This is a genomic window from Leuconostoc citreum (assembly GCF_007954785.1).
Taxonomy (GTDB): domain Bacteria; phylum Bacillota; class Bacilli; order Lactobacillales; family Lactobacillaceae; genus Leuconostoc; species Leuconostoc citreum.
Genome location: NZ_CP042410.1, coordinates 1,681,177 through 1,697,739, shown reverse-complemented (window position 1 = coordinate 1,697,739; position 16,563 = coordinate 1,681,177). Strand labels below are relative to the sequence as shown.

Sequence of the window (16,563 nt, the reverse complement as noted above, 5' to 3'; positions counted from 1 at the left end):
CAAATTACTATGGTTGTCAAAGTAATTTGTTAGGCATAGTTTTAAAGTCAATGAATATAATGGGAATCGTTAGTCGGTTTCATGATGCAGATGTTCTAATAATGTTGTTAATTGCACATCAAAAGTATTAGCAATGGCTAGCAGTGTTGCCAATGGTGGTTCACTAACACCACGTTCCCAATTGGAAACAGTTTGTTTCGAAACAAAAATTTTTGCGCCGAACTGCTCTTGGGAAAGTTGAAAAGTTTTTCGTAAATCTCGAAGCATAAATTTTAACATGTGAGCTAATCTCCATTTTTTGTATATTATATCAGTAATACTTGGTGATGGGAAATATGACAAAAAAAAGTGGCGTAGTCAATTATTAGTACATGATAGAATAAAAAATGTTCTTGTAATAAGATGAGCAATCAATATGTAGCTTATTTATATTGTTAGAACATTAAATTTATCAAAAGGAGGAATAACATGACTTTACGGTCAAAAACATGGCAAAGATTATATGCAATTGGCATAACCTTTTTACTTGTCCAGGGAATAAGAAATTTGTGGTTGGGAGAATTGGTAGCAAAGTTTCACATTGATCGCGCAACAGCTGCGTGGGGAGTGCAGCTTGTAACTGGAGGAGTAGGTTGGGTATTTATTGCAGCGTTTCCTTATTTTTCGCCATGGCTATTAACGATAGAAGGACTTATTGCTACTATTGGTACTGCTGCAACAATTGGTTGGTAATAAGTAAATTTTAAATAATGGAGGAATTACAACATGTTAATGAATATGTTAGGAATGCTTGTTCAGAGATTCGGCATTTCAGAACCGGTTGCGTTTTCAATTGTTCATATTATGAGTACCGGAGGGGCTTACGCAGTAGCTATTGCTTATCCTGCTTTTGCACCATTTATAGCTACCGCGAAGGCTTATCTAGCTATTATGGGAATGGCCGCAGGCGTCGGATTTTAATTTGATGCGACTAAAAAAAGATTTACTGATAACATCTATGGTGGTGATATTTGGCAGTCTTATAGGTTATGAGTTTGCGCCTCATAGTATGCAACCAGATTTACACAAAAATGTTGATTTAAAAATTGAACAGATATGGAATCACAATATTGGTGTCATCCTATTAATTATTTTTGGTGGGATAATAACCTTTGGTTTATTATCTTGTATTATTTTGTTTATTAATGGGTTGTCATTTGGTATTGTTATGGCAAACTTACCTAGTCAGACGATTTTGTTTGTCTTGGTACCTTATGCTACCTTGGAGTTATCTGCTTTTTTAGTAGCCAGTTTAATGAGTTTTTATTTATCTAGAAAAATAAAACAGGCTCTTTATTATAGACAAATTGCATATTTGTATAAAAATTTAGGATACGAAAAATTATTTTTGGCAACTATGTTCATATTATTAGGTGTAGCAGCAATATTAGAGGTTTACTTATGACTAACAGTTCCACTAAAGTAATATATCTTTCCCTATTATTATGTGTCACCTTATTAGGTCTAATATTAAGTATTCATGGTGCCACAGAATTGATTCATAATGTCAATAATCTTTCTCATACATCTGTGGTACTTGATGTGCCAATCACTTCGAAATTATCAGGGTGGATAATGTGGTTATCATTCGCAATGTTTATCCTATATATTTTTTTATTTAAAGAAAGGAAGCGCAATCTTTTTTGGATGTTGATATCTTTTATTGGTATAATCATCTTTTCAATAACATCGCTAATTTATGTGTTTAAAAATAAAGAAAAAGCTTGATCTGACAGTTAGACCCCTAGATAGCTATGATATTGTTATGGCTATTGGGATTATTAGCACATCGTGTCACTTTGGTATATATAATTTTATTTTCCTTTATTTATTATTTATGTTACCTGAAATTATAGAAACAGTAGCCTGTATAAACCATTATTTCTCAAATAGAGGGCCTCGTGGAAAATAAAGCGGTAGAACAATAACTAACTAACGCCGAGAAGCGTTAATATGTACTGGCTCTTTTCGATTTTTACCATAAATAATAGTTTTTGTCTACATAGAAAAATGGGCACAAAGTGATAGATGACTCACGTATAATGTAACTATTATTGCTCAAAGCGTAACAAGAGGAGAAAAATTATGAATAAAAAGAATCAAGCGATTATTGCAATTTTGGCAACATTGGTACTGGTCGGTATCAGTATGATAACTGCAGTTGGAACTAATGCTACAAATGAAATGAAGTTAAATAGCACGATGTTGTTGGCTTCCGTCAGCACTGTTGTTATTATCAGTGTGATTATTGGTGCCTTAATTAACAAGCTGTTTATCTGGTTGTCACAGTTAGGGCAAGAAGACCAGCACACGGTCTCATTTCTAACATCTTGGTATGCAGGGAGTATCAGTGCCTTACCAATGGCAATTGTCAATGTTTTTGCGATAACAGTGTTAACACTATACAAGTCTGGTAATACGAGCGTCAATATTATCAGTAGTATTATTTCAGCTATTATTTATACACTTATTTTGCGCAAAGAAAATGTCATTACAAAACGCACGCAGATTATCTATTTTGTGATTATTGTTGTTTTGACTGTTGCAATGAACGTCGTAACAAAGTTTGCTTTTAAATAAATTCCGGTAATTGGGGGAATAGTATGAAAAAATCGACAAAAACGGCATTAATTGTTGTAAGCAGTTTGGTTGGTATTGGGTTACTCACAACTGCTGGTGTGACAACTTATCAAAAAACAACGCATAAAACAGCGACAAAAGATAAAAAAGGGTATCAAAGTTATACGGTAACTACGACACCAGCGCTTTCAATGTCTGGGAAAGTAATAGCAAGTAAAACACAAGTGCTCAACGCACCAGCTGGAAAGCTACAACAACTTAATGTTAGTGATGGCCAGAATGTGCACCAAGGGGATATATTAATGACGGTTAATAATCCAGAAGCTCAAGAAGCAGTTGATGCGCAAAAAGAGATGATGCGTCAATCAAGTCGAGCTGGAACAAGCATAAAAGATGTTGCACAACAAGCAAATAATCGGGCTAATGAACGAGGTAAAGGGCCGTCTGATTCGCAATCGCAACAAATCATAAATGATGCCAATGTGGATGTGCAAGAAGCACAGAATAGGTTAGTAGCGTTACAAAGCAAAGTAACGACAGCTGTAACGGCGCCTTTTGATGGGATTGTTTCTGTGGATTACAATAAAAAAGATGGTTTGCCTGGATTAACGCTCAATGCTGTTGATAAAGTTTTGAAGGCCAATGTATCAGAATATGATTATCACAAGTTACACAGTGGTGATAAATTGTCAGTTAGCGGCATAGATGGCACGCCGACGCAAGAAACAACAATCACAAAAATTGAGCAAATCCCTACAGATCAAGGAAAGGGAACCACTTATTATCCTTTCTCGGCTACGGTAAATAACGATTTTTTGTATGGGCAGAGTGTTAAAGTTAAGATTCAACAATCAGATTTAAAGATACCAAAATCAGCTGTATATCAAGGAAACTTATATAAAATCAGTGATGGTAAAGCACAGCGTATCAGTGCTGATGTTGTACAAGCGGGCACCAATTATATTGTTAAATCGGGCATTGTAAAAGGTGAAAAAATTGTTCTTAATCCAGATAGTCATTTGAAAAATGGTGAGGCTGTGCATGATTAATTTGTCTGACGTTGCTAAAAGTTATCGACAAGGTGGCGATGACTACCAAGTATTACACGATATTAATGTAACAATCAGTGCTGGTGAATTTGTCGCCATTATGGGTCCTTCCGGTTCTGGCAAGTCAACTTTGATAAATATTATAGGTTTTTTAGATCAACATTTCGATGGTAGTTATGTGTTTGACGACGTGACAGTTAGTAAATTGAATCGTAAACAGCACGCAAAATTGAGAAACCAATCTGTGGGATTTATTTTTCAGAATTTTAAATTAATAACAAATCAGAGTGTTGGCGAGAATGTTGGGTTACCTTTATTGTATGCTGGTATGAAGCGTCGGGATATTTTTGCGCGCGTTAATGATGTACTAGCACAAGTTGGTTTGCCAAATAGTTATCATAAGTTGCCTAAAAATTTGTCTGGAGGACAGCAGCAGCGTGTTGCTATTGCACGATCTATTGTAACTCGGCCTAACTTTTTGGTAGCTGATGAACCAACAGGAGCACTTGATTCAGCCACTTCAGCTGAAATTATGGCACTGTTTAAAGCCTTAAATCAGGATGGAACAACTGTTATTATGGTTACCCATGATGAAGAGGTTGCCCTACAAACCAATCGTTTAATTCGTATTCTAGATGGTCGCATTAAAAGTGATGAGGAGGTATCACATGCAAATACGTGAACTTTTTGTCAGTGCATGTCGCTCCCTTCTATCCAACAAACGACGGAGTGTTCTGACAATGGTCGGGATTGTAATAGGCATTGCTGCAGTTATTACAATCTTAGCACTTGGCGATGGGGCACGATTGGCAATGATGAAAAATCTTCAGGCCGACACGAGTGGCAAACAATCTACTGAAATCCAGTTTGTATCAAAAAATGACAGCAAAGTATCAGGGTTTAGTGATGATGATTTAAATCGCATACGAGAAAATGATAAGGTAACTAAGGGTAATGTCCAGTCCGATGATCATGGTATTTTATCAGCTACGGGCAACATTAACGGTAAAAATATTGATTCAACGACATATTTAGCACAGTCTGCGAATCAAAAGTTTTTAACAACTGGGCGTGGCATATCAAAGCAAGATATATTGGTCGGGAACCCAGTAGCGTTGGTCAGTCAACGCATAGCCAAAAAAGGCTATGAAACAGTTAAAAATGCTTTGAATGCAGGTATTGATATTAATGGGACAACTTATACTATTATTGGTATTTTGAGTAACGATGCGGTCCAAGGGAGTTATCAAAACTATGATGTCGTTTTGCCACGTCAAGTTTTTGAAACCAATAACAATAATGGTGCTGCAAATACTTTGAAGCTAACGTTTACTACAGGCACAAATGTCTCTAAGGAAACTCAAAAAATAGTGGATCAACTTAATAGCAGTGGCTCACAACATAATACAGGGGATTATCAGTTTTACGATATGGCTGCAATGCTTAAAGGTATCAGTGCTGTTATTAAAGGGATTACTTACTTTATTGTTGCTGTCGCGAGCATTTCATTGTTCATTGCCGGTATTGGTGTGATGAACATGATGTATATTGCGGTTAGTGAGCGGACACAGGAAATTGGCATTCGTATGGCAGTGGGTGCTTCACAAAATCAAATTTTGTGGCAGTTTTTAATTGAGGCCGTGCTACTAACACTTAGTGGCGGTATGATTGGTTATCTAGGTGGTCTTGGGATTGCTATGGGAATTTCAGTATTCTTACCATTCAAAGCCAGTGTCTCATTAGCAACATTCATATTAGCTTTTGGCACGTCAACAGTTGTCGGTCTTGTTTTTGGAATATTACCAGCCAAAACAGCAAGTAATAAAAATTTGATTGATATTCTACGATGATATGACATGCTAGTTTAGTCTTGTGCATAGCATAAGCAATAAAAAGCGTGGCGCCAATTAGGTGCCACGCTTTTTACTACCGGCAATACAGCTTTGGTGATTAAAAGAGAGTTATGAGATAATAGCTAGGAAACAAATGATAATTGGAGGGGACGATTATGGCAAACCAATGGATTGAAATTGAACATGCGAATCAGAATAACTTAAAAGATATCTCTGTGACTATTCCAAAGCATAAAATGACAGTCTTTACGGGTGTATCAGGTTCTGGAAAATCGAGCTTGGTTTTTGATACGATTGTGGCACAATCACGTCGGGAGCTCAATGAAACGTTTTCCAGCTATGTTCAACATGTGTTACCTAAATACGGACGACCATCTGTATCTCGGATTAAAAATTTACCGATTGCCATACCAATTGAACAGCGTCAAATGAGAGGGAATGTGCGATCGACAGTAGGCACATACACGGAGCTTTATACCTATTTACGATTGCTGTTTTCACGAATTGGCGTGCCATTTGTAGGTTACTCTGATGCCTTTTCGTTTAATGATCCACAAGGGCAGTGCCCTATATGTAACGGTTTAGGATTACAAAAAAAATCGACTTACATCAGCTTGTTGATTTTGATAAGTCGCTTAATGAAGGACCAATCAATTTTCCGACATTTGGCAGAGATGCTTGGCGTTGGAAGCGATATGCTTATAGCGGGTTATTTGATTTAGATAAAAAAATAAAAGACTACAGTAAGAAAGAATTAGACTTATTACTTTACTCACCACAAATTAAACTTAATCATGCGGCAAATGGTTGGCCTAAAACAGCACTTTATGAAGGTCTTGTACCACGATTTGAAAGAAGTATTATCAATACAGATGAGGGGAAAAGACATGCAGCCCAATTGGCAGTTTTTGTCCATTCTGAGCTATGTTCAGCCTGCCACGGCGCGCGTTTAAATCAGGCAGCACTATCTTCAAAAATAAATGGTCAAAACATATATGAGCTGTCAACTTTGCAGATTAATGAATTAAAAGATTTCATTCAGACGATTGATAATGAGTTAGTTGCTGATGTTAAACATAAAATTATAGATTATGCAGATGCACTAATGCAAATTGGATTAGATTACTTAAATCTGGCGCATCGAACCGAAACACTATCTGGTGGTGAAGCCCAACGACTAAAAATAGCTAAGCATATGACTAGCTCGTTAAATGATGTGCTTTATGTATTGGATGAGCCTAGTGCTGGTCTACACCCAAAAGATATTGAAAAAATTATGTTTTGTTTGGCACGACTAAAAAATCAGGGGAATACAATTTTGATTGTTGAACATAATCCTTTACTGATAAAAAAAGCAGATTATGTCATTGATATTGGACCTGGGGCTGGTGTTAATGGTGGCGAAGTCATATTTTCTGGAACAATTGATCAATTTTTGCTGTCATCTACACAAACTAATCGCTTAATCCAACGACCACTGCAATATGCGCAACAACAGTGCGAGATGTCACACTGGTTTTTGTTTGATGATCAAAGTGCTAATACAGTCAATCATGTTTCTTTCAAAATACCACAGCAAGCATTAACTGTTATTTGTGGTGTTGCTGGTTCTGGAAAATCATCACTAGCTAAGATTATAAATCAACAATTAACACAGTCGGGGCAAGCTGTCATTAGTATCTCACAAAAAGAAATCGGTAAAAGTAGTCGATCCACACTGATTACTTATCTGGATATATTTACCGAGATTCGTCATCTTTTTGCTCAGACATGTCATGTTAGTGCAGCATTGTTTAGTTTTAATTCGCAGGGAGCATGCCCGAATTGCAAAGGTAAAGGGGTGATTGTTCATAATATGTATTTTATGGATAATATGACAACAACTTGTGAACTGTGTTCAGGCACGCGATATCGACCTGAAGTCTTAGCATACAAATATAACGGAAAAACAATTGTTGATGTGCTAGCTATGACGGCTAGCCAGGCTCTGACTTTCTTTAAAAAGCAGCCAAAGATAAAACAAGGCTTGCAAGCCATTAATGATGTCGGACTCGGTTATTTAAAATTAGATCAGACATTTACGACATTGTCTGGTGGTGAGTTACAGCGGGCTAAGCTATCTAAGTACCTTAATCAAAAGGGCAGTGTTTATATCATGGATGAACCAAGTGCAGGATTACATTTGAAAGATATAGATTTATTACTGGCGCTTTTTTCATCACTTATCAAAAAAGGGAATACAATTGTAATTATCGAGCATAACTTAAATTTGATTAGTCAGGGTGATTGGTTGATTGAGACTGGGCCAGGTGGTGGCAAATACGGTGGTCACATTATATTTACAGGAACAGTATCAGATTTGAAACAATCTGATGACGAAATTACAAAGCCATATTTACCATAAAAAAGCGATACTATGCTGTATCGCTTTTTTATATCAAAAATACTGGTTAGGATAACCAAATGCTGATGCGACTATCAGTGAGCTGTCTAATCCGACTTTGAAATTCAGATAGGGGCTCAGGGATCTCTTGACTCATCCATACGGATATAAAGGCCATTAATGTCTCGATGAGATATTCTGTACGTAAGGCATCAGTTTGATTATCTCGATTATACTGGACTAGTAAATATTTATATTTCGAACGAATGAATTGTGTCCACACGCCCCTAATATAGGGACGTGTGTATAAAATATGCAGTGCATCTTTTTTTTGATACAGCATAGGCGCCATATCATCGATGAAGGTGTCGAGAACAGGCTTATTAGTCGCTAAGCTATCTGCTACTTGAGTTTTAATGCTCTGATCGATTTTGTTAATGAAGGCATAAATGATATCGTCAAAAGATGGAAAGTAGGCCTTAATACGATGAATAGAAATACCTGATACTTTTTGAATCGATTTTAAAGTAGGAATTTCATCTAAATTATGTGACATATTGGTTAAAAAAGCAGATAAAATTAAATCTTCTTCGTTATCATGAGCCTTATCATGCGCCATGATGAAAAAATCTAACGGCAAATTGAACGTTTCAATCATTGTGAGCATCATTTCAGCTGTTGGATGACGTTTTTGACGTTCCCAGTTAGAAACAGATTGATAGGAAATAAAAAGTTTGTCTGCAAATTCTTGTTGTGTGAGTCCTTGCGAGATTCTGAGCTGTTTAATTTTTATACCAATATGCATACTTGTCTCCGGTCAATTTGTTATAACAAAAATTATCATAAAACGGCTAACAATGCAATACTTTTAAAGGTTTAGCGTAACAGCCAATGATGCTATCCCCACATTACCATGTAACGTTTCACATGAAACATTGCATGGTAATCACTTAGTAGCCTCAGCTAAGTGTTTTTGTAACCAAAAAAGCAGAAATAGTAGTAATGCGATGACAAAAAGTAGCCATAAAAATTGGTTTAAGCCAACGGCAATGCCACCTTGGTTAGACCCAAATAATGCCGCCACTGTGGTACCCAGGGCACCCATAAACATTTGTGATGCTTGTAGAATAGCGTTGGCATCGTTTTGTTGAGCAATAGGCAATTGATCAACAGCTGCTGTCATACCGGTACTAAAAGCCATACTGCGACCAATAGTAAAAATAATATAACTAATTAAAATTAATATAAATCCCAGACGATGTGTTAAAAGTGCCATGCCGAACAAACTGATGGTAAAAATACCATTCCCTAAAAAAATTAATTTAGTTGCGCCAACTTTATCATATAATGACCCAAAATAAGGTGATAGAAAGGCACCAAATAATGTGCCTGGTAATAAAGCAAATCCGGCTAAGAAGCTAGTTGTGCCAGCACTAGCCTGCAAATAATTGGGAATTAATAAACTTAGGCCAAGATTGGCAAACATATAAAATGTGACAGGAATGAGTAACAGTGTGAATGTTTGCGATTTAAATAGTCTGATATTGAGAAATACTTTCTGACTATGTTGAGATTTATAAATAAAAGCAGTCACTGAAATAATGGCTAGGATTAAAAATAATATATTTAACCGCCCTGTTTCTAGTTGGTTGACGACTAATAATCCGGTGATTAAGGCAATAGCTAATAATGAAAACGCGATGAAATCAAATGAAAGATGCTTATTTTGTTTTGCTACATGAGCAATATTATGCCAGCCAAGTAATAAAGAGGCTATTGGAATTACTAATAACGTAAAGAAAATAGCCCGCCAGCCTAAAGTTTCAATCAAGGCGCCACCATAGGTAGGGCCAAAAGAAGGCGCCAAACTAATTACCATGGCACCAATACCCATCCATACACCAATTTTTGGTTTAGGAATAAGCGAGAGAACTAAATTAAACATGAGTGGCATAGCAAGTCCGGCTGCTATGCCCTCCAATACACGACCGAGAAGTAATATTGCCAAGCTGTTAGCAAAGCCGGCACATATTGTACCACCAATGAATAATAGATTGGCAGTTAGCCATATTCGCCTGGCGCCAAAGCGGTTGGTTAAGTAGGCACTTGTTGTCATAGTCACAGTAACAGCTAAAAGGTAAGCGGTTGTTACCCATTGTATGTTATTAAGAGATGTATGAAAAACTTGCGTTAGTTTTGGAAAAGTGACATTCATAGCTGTTTCTATCATAATGCCGCCGGCTGCCAGTAAGGCAACGGAAATGATAGCTAGAACATGCTGCTTAGGAACTACTGTTGTAGCCATAAATTATTTCTCCTTTTGCGTGACAGATTGACCGACCATTTTTAAAAATTGTAAAATAACAGTTTGTTCAGCATCTGTAAAAGGGGCTAACATACGACTATCGTGTTCAGCAATGTAACCTTTGATGATGTCACTGACCTCAAAACCGCGAGTCGTCAAATGAATTTCATTAATACGCTTATCTTTCGTACTCTTTTGACGTGTGATCAAGTTTTTGTTGGCCATGCGATCTAGCATAACAGTGACTGTGGAACCTTGAATATTAAATTCTTGCTCAATATCATGCTGAGTCGTCACGCGACTCGCGTTACTGAGATAATCAATTATAGTCATTTGAACGGCTGTCAGGCCGTGAGGTTGAGCAATTGCATCTAAATCTCGCATGAGTGATGTATGCGCGATTTTGAGTAATTTACCAATTGATTCTGTCATGAAGTATACCCCTTTATAATAATTAGTTAGCTAACTAATTATTATAAAGGGTTTACTCCCCCAGTGCAAGTCTGACAGTGTTGAAAGTAGTGTATTTTATCACATAGTTTAGATAAAGTCACTAATCTATTTAAACTTGGAAGAGTTGAAATTTCTAATCAAACAATTTGATAGAATAGTTTTTGGGGAGCTGAACGACAAGTGAAGCATTATCATCAAACTAGGGGTTTTCCTATACAACGCATCTACTGAGCCTACACGATAGGCTATTACTTGAGATGTAGGGTATAGGATTTTTTTAATTTATAGTATAAATGAGGGCGGTTGATGTTTGGAAATCGAGAAAAATTTATTGAGAAGAGTAAACAAGGCGTTGGAATTTTAACCGTCACAATTTTAATCGTGATTATTGTTTCTTGCCAAGGTATATTTTTAGGTTGTTTATTAATACCGCGAATAACATTATTATTGCAGATTAGCTTTACAGGATTAAATGTTTTGTTTGGTGTACTACTTGCTTATTTGAGCTGATTACGTTTCTAAAGGATTAGCATAAGCAATAAAAAAGAATGTGCTTGGCACATTCTTTTTTTATAAGACGGTATTTTGTTCGGTTGGTGGGAGTAATTCGCGAAGGGCAATGTAGAATTCAGCACGAATAGCTAGCGTGTATGGTAAAACAAAAATATTTGCCAAACCAAAAGTGATTAGTGTGACAAAGTACCAACCAATCAAGCTTAAATACATGATAAATAGTTGTCCTTTGAAACCATACATCATCTTTCTTGATTCAGAGATGTAAGTGTTGGCTGTCTTAATTTCTCGACCATGGCGTAAATCATCGCGATATAAATATATTGCTTGCGAATAAGATAGACTTTTAATAATACCAGGGACGATGAATAATAGTGACCAAAGTATGGTATAAATAGCACGTAGTAGCGCAATTTTAAAGTTCATACTTGTGAGTAATTGAAAGCCAGCTTTAATTGGGTGTTCTGGTGTGACATTGGTTTCATGCCAATCAATAAATCCGCTAACCGAACTTTCCGTAAAGAACGTTGCGACGGCACTCATTACAGCACTGATGACGAGCAGAAATGCAGCAATAACAAGAGAAACTAATAATATAGTGGGCCAGTTGTCTTGTAAAAAATGATTGATTTCATGTGGGACATTTGTATAATCACTGTTGTCTAACATGCGATCATCAGTAAAGTTAGTAGTGCGGTTATGGTTAGACATAACACTTAATACTGTTAAAATCATTGGTACAAGTGAGACTAAAAAGGCTGCTTTGAAATGCTTTGTCACACGAGCCCAAGCAATAGTTTTAATATTTCTATTATTTGGCATACATCAACCTCAAACTTTCTCTTTGTCACACAATTGTAACAATTATAAGAAGGAAAATCAACGTATAGCTGGTTTATTCTCGAATTGATAACATAATAATACCAAAAACCATAAGACATAGACCGGCTAACTGGGCTGGTGTCGGGAGCGCATGGCCGAGGAATAATAGACTGAGTAAAACAGAAAAAATAACTTCCATAGCTTGTGTCGCTTCAACAGCAGCTAGACTTTTCATATCGTGAACAGCTAATTGTGTTGCACCAAAAAAAAGAACAGTAGCAATCACGCCGGAACACAGTGCGACAATGAATGTGTTAAGCAACTGTGGTGCGGATGGCAAGCCAACCTGAGTATATGATAAAGTAGCGATAATAAGCCAAGTCGGGTACGAACAAATTAACATTGCTAATACTTTTTCAGAAGCAGTGACAGTCCCATCTGTCGTGGCCATGATTTGTCTATTGCCAAGTGGATAAGCAACTGCTGCTAGCATGATAGCAATAATCGCGAATAGTAACGGGGCAATGTGTTTTAAGTGAGTAATATAACTGGCGACAGTTAAGAACACTCCAACAAGAATGATAACCATCCATGGGATTGCTTTGGTTGGGATTTTTAATCGAACGTAGCCGCTTTGTTGTGTTTTGACACGCACCAATGGTGTAGTTAAAACGCCAAAGATGATAGTCAATTGCCAAGTAGCAGATATCAGCCATCCTGGCAGATAGTTAACAGCCCAACACAAAGGCACATAAAATAAAACAAAACAAACCTGAGACCAGATGAACCAGGATTTCATATCGCGTTTGATAATACCCAGAACATGTCTCACATTTGAGCCAAATAGTTTATTGACAATTAACATTAAGGGCAGCATCCATAAGTACCGTAAAGCAGCGGTGTAGCCCCAATAGCCGTGAGCATTGGCCATAACTTCATTAACAACAAAGGTAATTGAAAAAAAGAAGGCAGATATAATTCCTAGTGTAATGGCTTTAAAACGAATCGACATGGTAAGCTCCTAAAAAATAAAAATTTAGTAAAAGTAATATGCTATTCATTTTAGCAAAAAGATTCAACATGTTGACATTCACAAGTTGAATCTTTTTCAAGGACAGATGAGCTTAATAATAGGTGTTCTTGTCAGGTGTAAAAAAGTTTGGCGAAATTGATCGGGTGGTGTGGGAACTGGTTGTGTGAGCCAAGTTGAAATAATCGATAGGGTTGTCTTGACTGTGAGTTCGATGGCGAATTTACGAGAGACTGGTGCTGTTGTAATGTCATAGTTATCAAAAAAGGGTGCGGCCCATTTTTGATAACTATTTTTAAGAAAAGTGAGCCATTCACCATTAGCGTAGTGACCAGTATATAAGATTTTGAGCGTATGATTATGTTGATAGAGAACTGGTAATACAGCATCTGCAATCATCATAAGAGGATCATCATCACTGTAATTATCAAGTGCTGCAATGACTTGTGCATCGATTTGTTGGGCAATATATTGTAAAATTGCTGACGGTGAATTGAACAATGTAATGGCATGTTCATAGTCGATGCCGGATTCAGCAATAATTAAATCAATTGTACTGTATTGGCCGTTATGACGATGAAGTAAAGTTAGGAATGCCTCAACAATAAGTTGACGCTCGGCTGCATGCTCACGATTGGCTTGTTCACCGTCAAGAGCAGACAGTAATTGTGTTAACGGCACATCAAAAGTATTTGCAATAATGCTGAGTGCTGTTACCGGAGGGATACTAATACCCCGTTCCCAGTTAGAGACAGTTTGTCGGGAAACAAATATTTTTTCTGCAAAATCTACTTGTGTGAGGTTTTGCTTGGTGCGTATATTTTGTAAAGTATGTTGTATAGTATTAAATTTCATAAAACCCTTCCCAATCAGAACCTAATTATAACAAGAAATAATCGGTCTGTCATAAAACAGATAAACGTTTATCATTAAAAAGATCAGTTGTTATTATTGTGATAAAAATTTGAAAAATCACATATCTTAATATTTTCTGGTATAATGAAGACATCATCAGTTGATAAAGACACAGATTGACGCGTTAAAGAAAGTTAGTGGTTGATGAGAACTAACCCGTCGCTGTGCTCGAGTTACACAACATAAAAACGTATGACGTATGCCGCGATAAGGCGTTATAAGTGGTAGGTCCGATGACTTACAATTTAGGTGGTACCACGGTTAAAACCGTCCTATAGTATTTATAGGGCGGTTTTTGCTATCCACAAGAAGATATAGGGAGATGAAGATGAATTTTATAGAAGATCTTAAATGGCGTGGTGCGTTAAATCAAATCACAGATGAAGCAGGATTATTAGAAGCTATGGCTAGTGGCAAAGTTGGCGCTTACGTAGGTACTGATCCAACTGCCGATTCGCTGCATTTAGGACATTTGATTCCATTTATGGTATTAAAGCGCTTTCAAAATGCTGGTGGAAAAGCTGTTATTATTATTGGTGGCGCAACCGGGGCAATTGGTGATCCACGGCCAACAACTGAACGTCAGTTGTTATCGTCAGAACAACTTGCAGAAAACGAAAAGGGTATTACAGCGCAAGTAACCAAGCTATTTGGCGATAATGATACGCGAATTGTTAACAATAATGATTGGCTTGGTCAGTTGACATTAACGGATTTTTTGCGTGATTATGGCAAGTTATTTTCAATCAATGTGATGTTGAAAAAAGATGTCGTGGCTTCGCGCTTAGAAACGGGTATTTCATTTACTGAATTCACTTATCAAGTATTGCAAGGGATTGATTTCCATGAATTGTGGCGTCGTGAAGATGTGAAGTTGCAAATTGGTGGTTCTGATCAGTGGGGAAATATCACATCAGGTATCGACTTAATTCACTCTTTGGAAGGTAATGAAGCAAAGGCCTTTGGTTTAACAATCCCGTTGATGACTGATTCAACAGGGAAGAAGTTTGGTAAGTCAGAAGGCAATGCTATTTGGTTGGATCCTAAAAAAACGTCGCCTTATACTTTCTACCAATTCTGGCTTAATCAAGGGGATGCAGATGTTGTGAAATATCTTAAGTATTTCACTTTCTTGGGTAGTGAAGAAATTGATGATTTGGCTGAAGCAGTGGCCACAAATCCTGGCGAACGTTTAGCGCAACGCCGATTGGCACAAGAAGTGACTAAATTTGTGCATGGCGAAGCTGCAGTTAAAGAAGCTGAAGATCTTTCAACTGCATTATTCAGTGGTAATGTGGCAACCTTATCAGCAGCACAAATCGCTGATGCATTTGGTGGTGTGCCTAGTTTTGAGGCAGCAAACACTGTCAAAAATATTGTTGATTTCTTGGTTGATGGTGGTGTCGAAGCTTCAAAGCGTCAGGCACGTGAAGATGTGGCAAATGGCGCTATTAGTATTAATGGTGAAAAAGTAACAGATGTTGCAGCAGAGATTAATCCCTTGTCACATTATGATGGTCAATTTGTGTTAGTTCGACGTGGTAAGAAAAAATATTTCTTAGGTAAAATTAAGTAAACAAAAGCACGCTTTTTGCGTGCTTTTAATTTAAATTAAAAAGGAGCAAGACTGATGAAAATAATAATGTATAACACAGTAAAAGAAGAATTACCCTTTGTTGATGAATGGGTGGCTAAAACGGGACACGATGTTGTCAATGTGTACGAGCCACTAAACGTGGATAATGTTGCACAGGCGCAAAGTTTTGATGCAGTGACGACACAACAAACAACAGCCATACCAGCTCCTGTATACGAATCATTAGCAGGCTATGGGATTAAACAAATAGCTTTACGACAAGTTGGGTACGACGTATTTGATTTACCAGCCGCATTTGGGCAGCATATTCGCTTATCAAACGTTGCTGCTTATTCACCACGTGCAATTGCAGAATATACGTTGACACAATTACTTAATATTTTGCGGCACAATAAAAAATTTGATCGTGCCATGGCGACAGGGGACTACACGTGGGCAGCCGGCGGTCAAGCAAGAGAAATTTATCAGATGACAGTGGCAATCATCGGAGTCGGCCGTATTGGAACAGCATTAGCACAGATGCTACATGCCTTGGGTGCAAATGTGCTTGGGGTTGACCCTGTGTATCGTGCGCAAAACGAGGCATTTTTAGAATATACTTCATTAGATGATGCTTTGTCTCGCGCCAATGTTATTAGTTTTCACACACCATTGAATGATGAAACACGGGGATTAGCGAATCAAAACTTTTTTGATAAAATACAGCCAGGAACAATTATGCTGAACATGGCACGCGGCGAAATTGTTGACATGGCCGCATTAGAATCTAGTTTACTATCAGGACAATTATACGGTGCTGCATTTGATGTGGCACCTAACGAAAATGATTTTATGGATCAAAAACAAGCAGTTGCTGATTTGCCAGAAAATATTCAACGTCTAACGCAATTAGACAATTTTTATTTGTCACCACATATAGCTTTTTATACTAATACCGCTATTAAAAACATGGTAGAAATGGCACTAAATGACGCAGTGACATTGGCACGCGGTGGCTACACAGAAAATGAAATTTTGAGGTAAA

At 37.2% G+C, this 16,563-nt stretch carries 16 protein-coding genes and 1 pseudogene; 10 read left to right on the top strand and 7 right to left on the bottom strand.

Annotated features, from left to right (window positions below):
* Positions 1-69 precede the first annotated feature (69 nt).
* Positions 70-279, bottom strand: coding sequence for a helix-turn-helix domain-containing protein (locus FGL72_RS08450; protein ID WP_146992934.1), 210 nt, complete (start codon positions 277-279; stop codon positions 70-72).
* A gap of 189 nt (positions 280-468) precedes the next feature.
* Between FGL72_RS08450 and FGL72_RS08445 the strand changes: the two genes are divergently transcribed.
* The 8 genes and pseudogenes from FGL72_RS08445 to FGL72_RS08405 all read left to right on the top strand — a co-directional run bounded on the left by FGL72_RS08445 (position 469) and on the right by FGL72_RS08405 (position 7,925).
* A complete protein-coding gene (locus tag FGL72_RS08445) occupies positions 469-732 on the top strand; it encodes a hypothetical protein (protein ID WP_085699473.1) in 264 nt (87 codons plus the stop codon).
* Positions 733-765: 33 nt separating this feature from the next.
* A complete protein-coding gene (locus tag FGL72_RS08440) occupies positions 766-960 on the top strand; it encodes a hypothetical protein (RefSeq protein ID WP_085699471.1) in 195 nt (64 codons plus the stop codon).
* Positions 961-964: 4 nt separating this feature from the next.
* Entirely contained in the window at positions 965-1,444 is a 480-nt protein-coding gene (locus FGL72_RS08435; RefSeq protein ID WP_146992932.1) for a stage II sporulation protein M, read from the top strand.
* A 680-nt stretch (positions 1,445-2,124) separates the two neighbouring features.
* The gene (locus tag FGL72_RS08430; protein WP_004902267.1) at positions 2,125-2,619 is read left to right on the top strand and encodes a hypothetical protein; all 495 of its coding nucleotides are present in this window, start codon (positions 2,125-2,127) and stop codon (positions 2,617-2,619) included.
* A 23-nt stretch (positions 2,620-2,642) separates the two neighbouring features.
* Positions 2,643-3,668 carry an efflux RND transporter periplasmic adaptor subunit gene (locus FGL72_RS08425; protein WP_085699467.1) on the top strand — a complete coding sequence of 342 codons (1,026 nt, stop codon included), beginning with the start codon at positions 2,643-2,645 and terminating at the stop codon, positions 3,666-3,668.
* Positions 3,661-4,350 carry an ABC transporter ATP-binding protein gene (locus tag FGL72_RS08420; protein WP_004902272.1) on the top strand — a complete coding sequence of 230 codons (690 nt, stop codon included), beginning with the start codon at positions 3,661-3,663 and terminating at the stop codon, positions 4,348-4,350. The genes FGL72_RS08425 and FGL72_RS08420 overlap by 8 nt, the downstream gene beginning before the upstream one ends.
* Positions 4,337-5,518 (top strand): ABC transporter permease, encoded by a 1,182-nt coding sequence (locus tag FGL72_RS08415; protein WP_085699465.1) that lies wholly within the window; start codon positions 4,337-4,339, stop codon positions 5,516-5,518. The genes FGL72_RS08420 and FGL72_RS08415 overlap by 14 nt, the downstream gene beginning before the upstream one ends.
* A 158-nt stretch (positions 5,519-5,676) precedes the next feature.
* A pseudogene (locus FGL72_RS08405) lies at positions 5,677-7,925 on the top strand (ATP-binding cassette domain-containing protein).
* 46 nt (positions 7,926-7,971) lie between these two features.
* Here the strand turns inward: FGL72_RS08405 and FGL72_RS08400 are convergent.
* The 6 genes from FGL72_RS08400 to FGL72_RS08370 form a co-directional block, all read right to left on the bottom strand.
* Positions 7,972-8,709, bottom strand: a complete 738-nt coding sequence (locus tag FGL72_RS08400) for a helix-turn-helix domain-containing protein (protein ID WP_004902283.1) — start codon at positions 8,707-8,709, stop codon at positions 7,972-7,974.
* A gap of 141 nt (positions 8,710-8,850) precedes the next feature.
* Entirely contained in the window at positions 8,851-10,209 is a 1,359-nt protein-coding gene (locus FGL72_RS08395) for an MFS transporter (RefSeq protein ID WP_085699462.1), read from the bottom strand.
* 3 nt (positions 10,210-10,212) lie between these two features.
* Positions 10,213-10,641, bottom strand: a complete 429-nt coding sequence (locus FGL72_RS08390) for a MarR family winged helix-turn-helix transcriptional regulator (RefSeq protein ID WP_004905120.1) — start codon at positions 10,639-10,641, stop codon at positions 10,213-10,215.
* Between the two features lie 591 nt (positions 10,642-11,232).
* Positions 11,233-11,997: a DUF975 family protein gene (locus FGL72_RS08380; protein WP_004905116.1), complete on the bottom strand. Its 765-nt coding sequence runs from the start codon at positions 11,995-11,997 to the stop codon at positions 11,233-11,235.
* A gap of 73 nt (positions 11,998-12,070) precedes the next feature.
* Positions 12,071-13,009 (bottom strand): multidrug resistance efflux transporter family protein, encoded by a 939-nt coding sequence (locus tag FGL72_RS08375; RefSeq protein WP_004905115.1) that lies wholly within the window; start codon positions 13,007-13,009, stop codon positions 12,071-12,073.
* Between the two features lie 96 nt (positions 13,010-13,105).
* Positions 13,106-13,882: a helix-turn-helix domain-containing protein gene (locus FGL72_RS08370; RefSeq protein ID WP_004905114.1), complete on the bottom strand. Its 777-nt coding sequence runs from the start codon at positions 13,880-13,882 to the stop codon at positions 13,106-13,108.
* Between the two features lie 388 nt (positions 13,883-14,270).
* Between FGL72_RS08370 and tyrS the strand changes: the two genes are divergently transcribed.
* Both tyrS and FGL72_RS08360 read left to right on the top strand, forming a co-directional pair.
* A complete protein-coding gene (gene tyrS, locus FGL72_RS08365) occupies positions 14,271-15,518 on the top strand; it encodes a tyrosine--tRNA ligase (protein WP_085699460.1) in 1,248 nt (415 codons plus the stop codon).
* A gap of 54 nt (positions 15,519-15,572) precedes the next feature.
* Positions 15,573-16,562, top strand: coding sequence for a D-2-hydroxyacid dehydrogenase (locus FGL72_RS08360; protein ID WP_040176507.1), 990 nt, complete (start codon positions 15,573-15,575; stop codon positions 16,560-16,562).
* The last annotated feature ends 1 nt before the right edge of the window (position 16,563 follow it).

Coding starts and splice junctions, on each gene's coding strand:
- FGL72_RS08450 (WP_146992934.1), bottom strand. CDS start 279: ATGTTAAAATTTATGCTTCGAGATTTACGAAAAACTTTTCAACTTTCC.
- FGL72_RS08370 (WP_004905114.1), bottom strand. CDS start 13,882: ATGAAATTTAATACTATACAACATACTTTACAAAATATACGCACCAAG.
- FGL72_RS08420 (WP_004902272.1), top strand. CDS start 3,661: ATGATTAATTTGTCTGACGTTGCTAAAAGTTATCGACAAGGTGGCGAT.
- FGL72_RS08435 (WP_146992932.1), top strand. CDS start 965: ATGCGACTAAAAAAAGATTTACTGATAACATCTATGGTGGTGATATTT.
- FGL72_RS08375 (WP_004905115.1), bottom strand. CDS start 13,009: ATGTCGATTCGTTTTAAAGCCATTACACTAGGAATTATATCTGCCTTC.
- tyrS (WP_085699460.1), top strand. CDS start 14,271: ATGAATTTTATAGAAGATCTTAAATGGCGTGGTGCGTTAAATCAAATC.
- FGL72_RS08415 (WP_085699465.1), top strand. CDS start 4,337: ATGCAAATACGTGAACTTTTTGTCAGTGCATGTCGCTCCCTTCTATCC.
- FGL72_RS08380 (WP_004905116.1), bottom strand. CDS start 11,997: ATGCCAAATAATAGAAATATTAAAACTATTGCTTGGGCTCGTGTGACA.
- FGL72_RS08400 (WP_004902283.1), bottom strand. CDS start 8,709: ATGCATATTGGTATAAAAATTAAACAGCTCAGAATCTCGCAAGGACTC.
- FGL72_RS08445 (WP_085699473.1), top strand. CDS start 469: ATGACTTTACGGTCAAAAACATGGCAAAGATTATATGCAATTGGCATA.
- FGL72_RS08440 (WP_085699471.1), top strand. CDS start 766: ATGTTAATGAATATGTTAGGAATGCTTGTTCAGAGATTCGGCATTTCA.
- FGL72_RS08425 (WP_085699467.1), top strand. CDS start 2,643: ATGAAAAAATCGACAAAAACGGCATTAATTGTTGTAAGCAGTTTGGTT.
- FGL72_RS08395 (WP_085699462.1), bottom strand. CDS start 10,209: ATGGCTACAACAGTAGTTCCTAAGCAGCATGTTCTAGCTATCATTTCC.
- FGL72_RS08360 (WP_040176507.1), top strand. CDS start 15,573: ATGAAAATAATAATGTATAACACAGTAAAAGAAGAATTACCCTTTGTT.
- FGL72_RS08430 (WP_004902267.1), top strand. CDS start 2,125: ATGAATAAAAAGAATCAAGCGATTATTGCAATTTTGGCAACATTGGTA.
- FGL72_RS08390 (WP_004905120.1), bottom strand. CDS start 10,641: ATGACAGAATCAATTGGTAAATTACTCAAAATCGCGCATACATCACTC.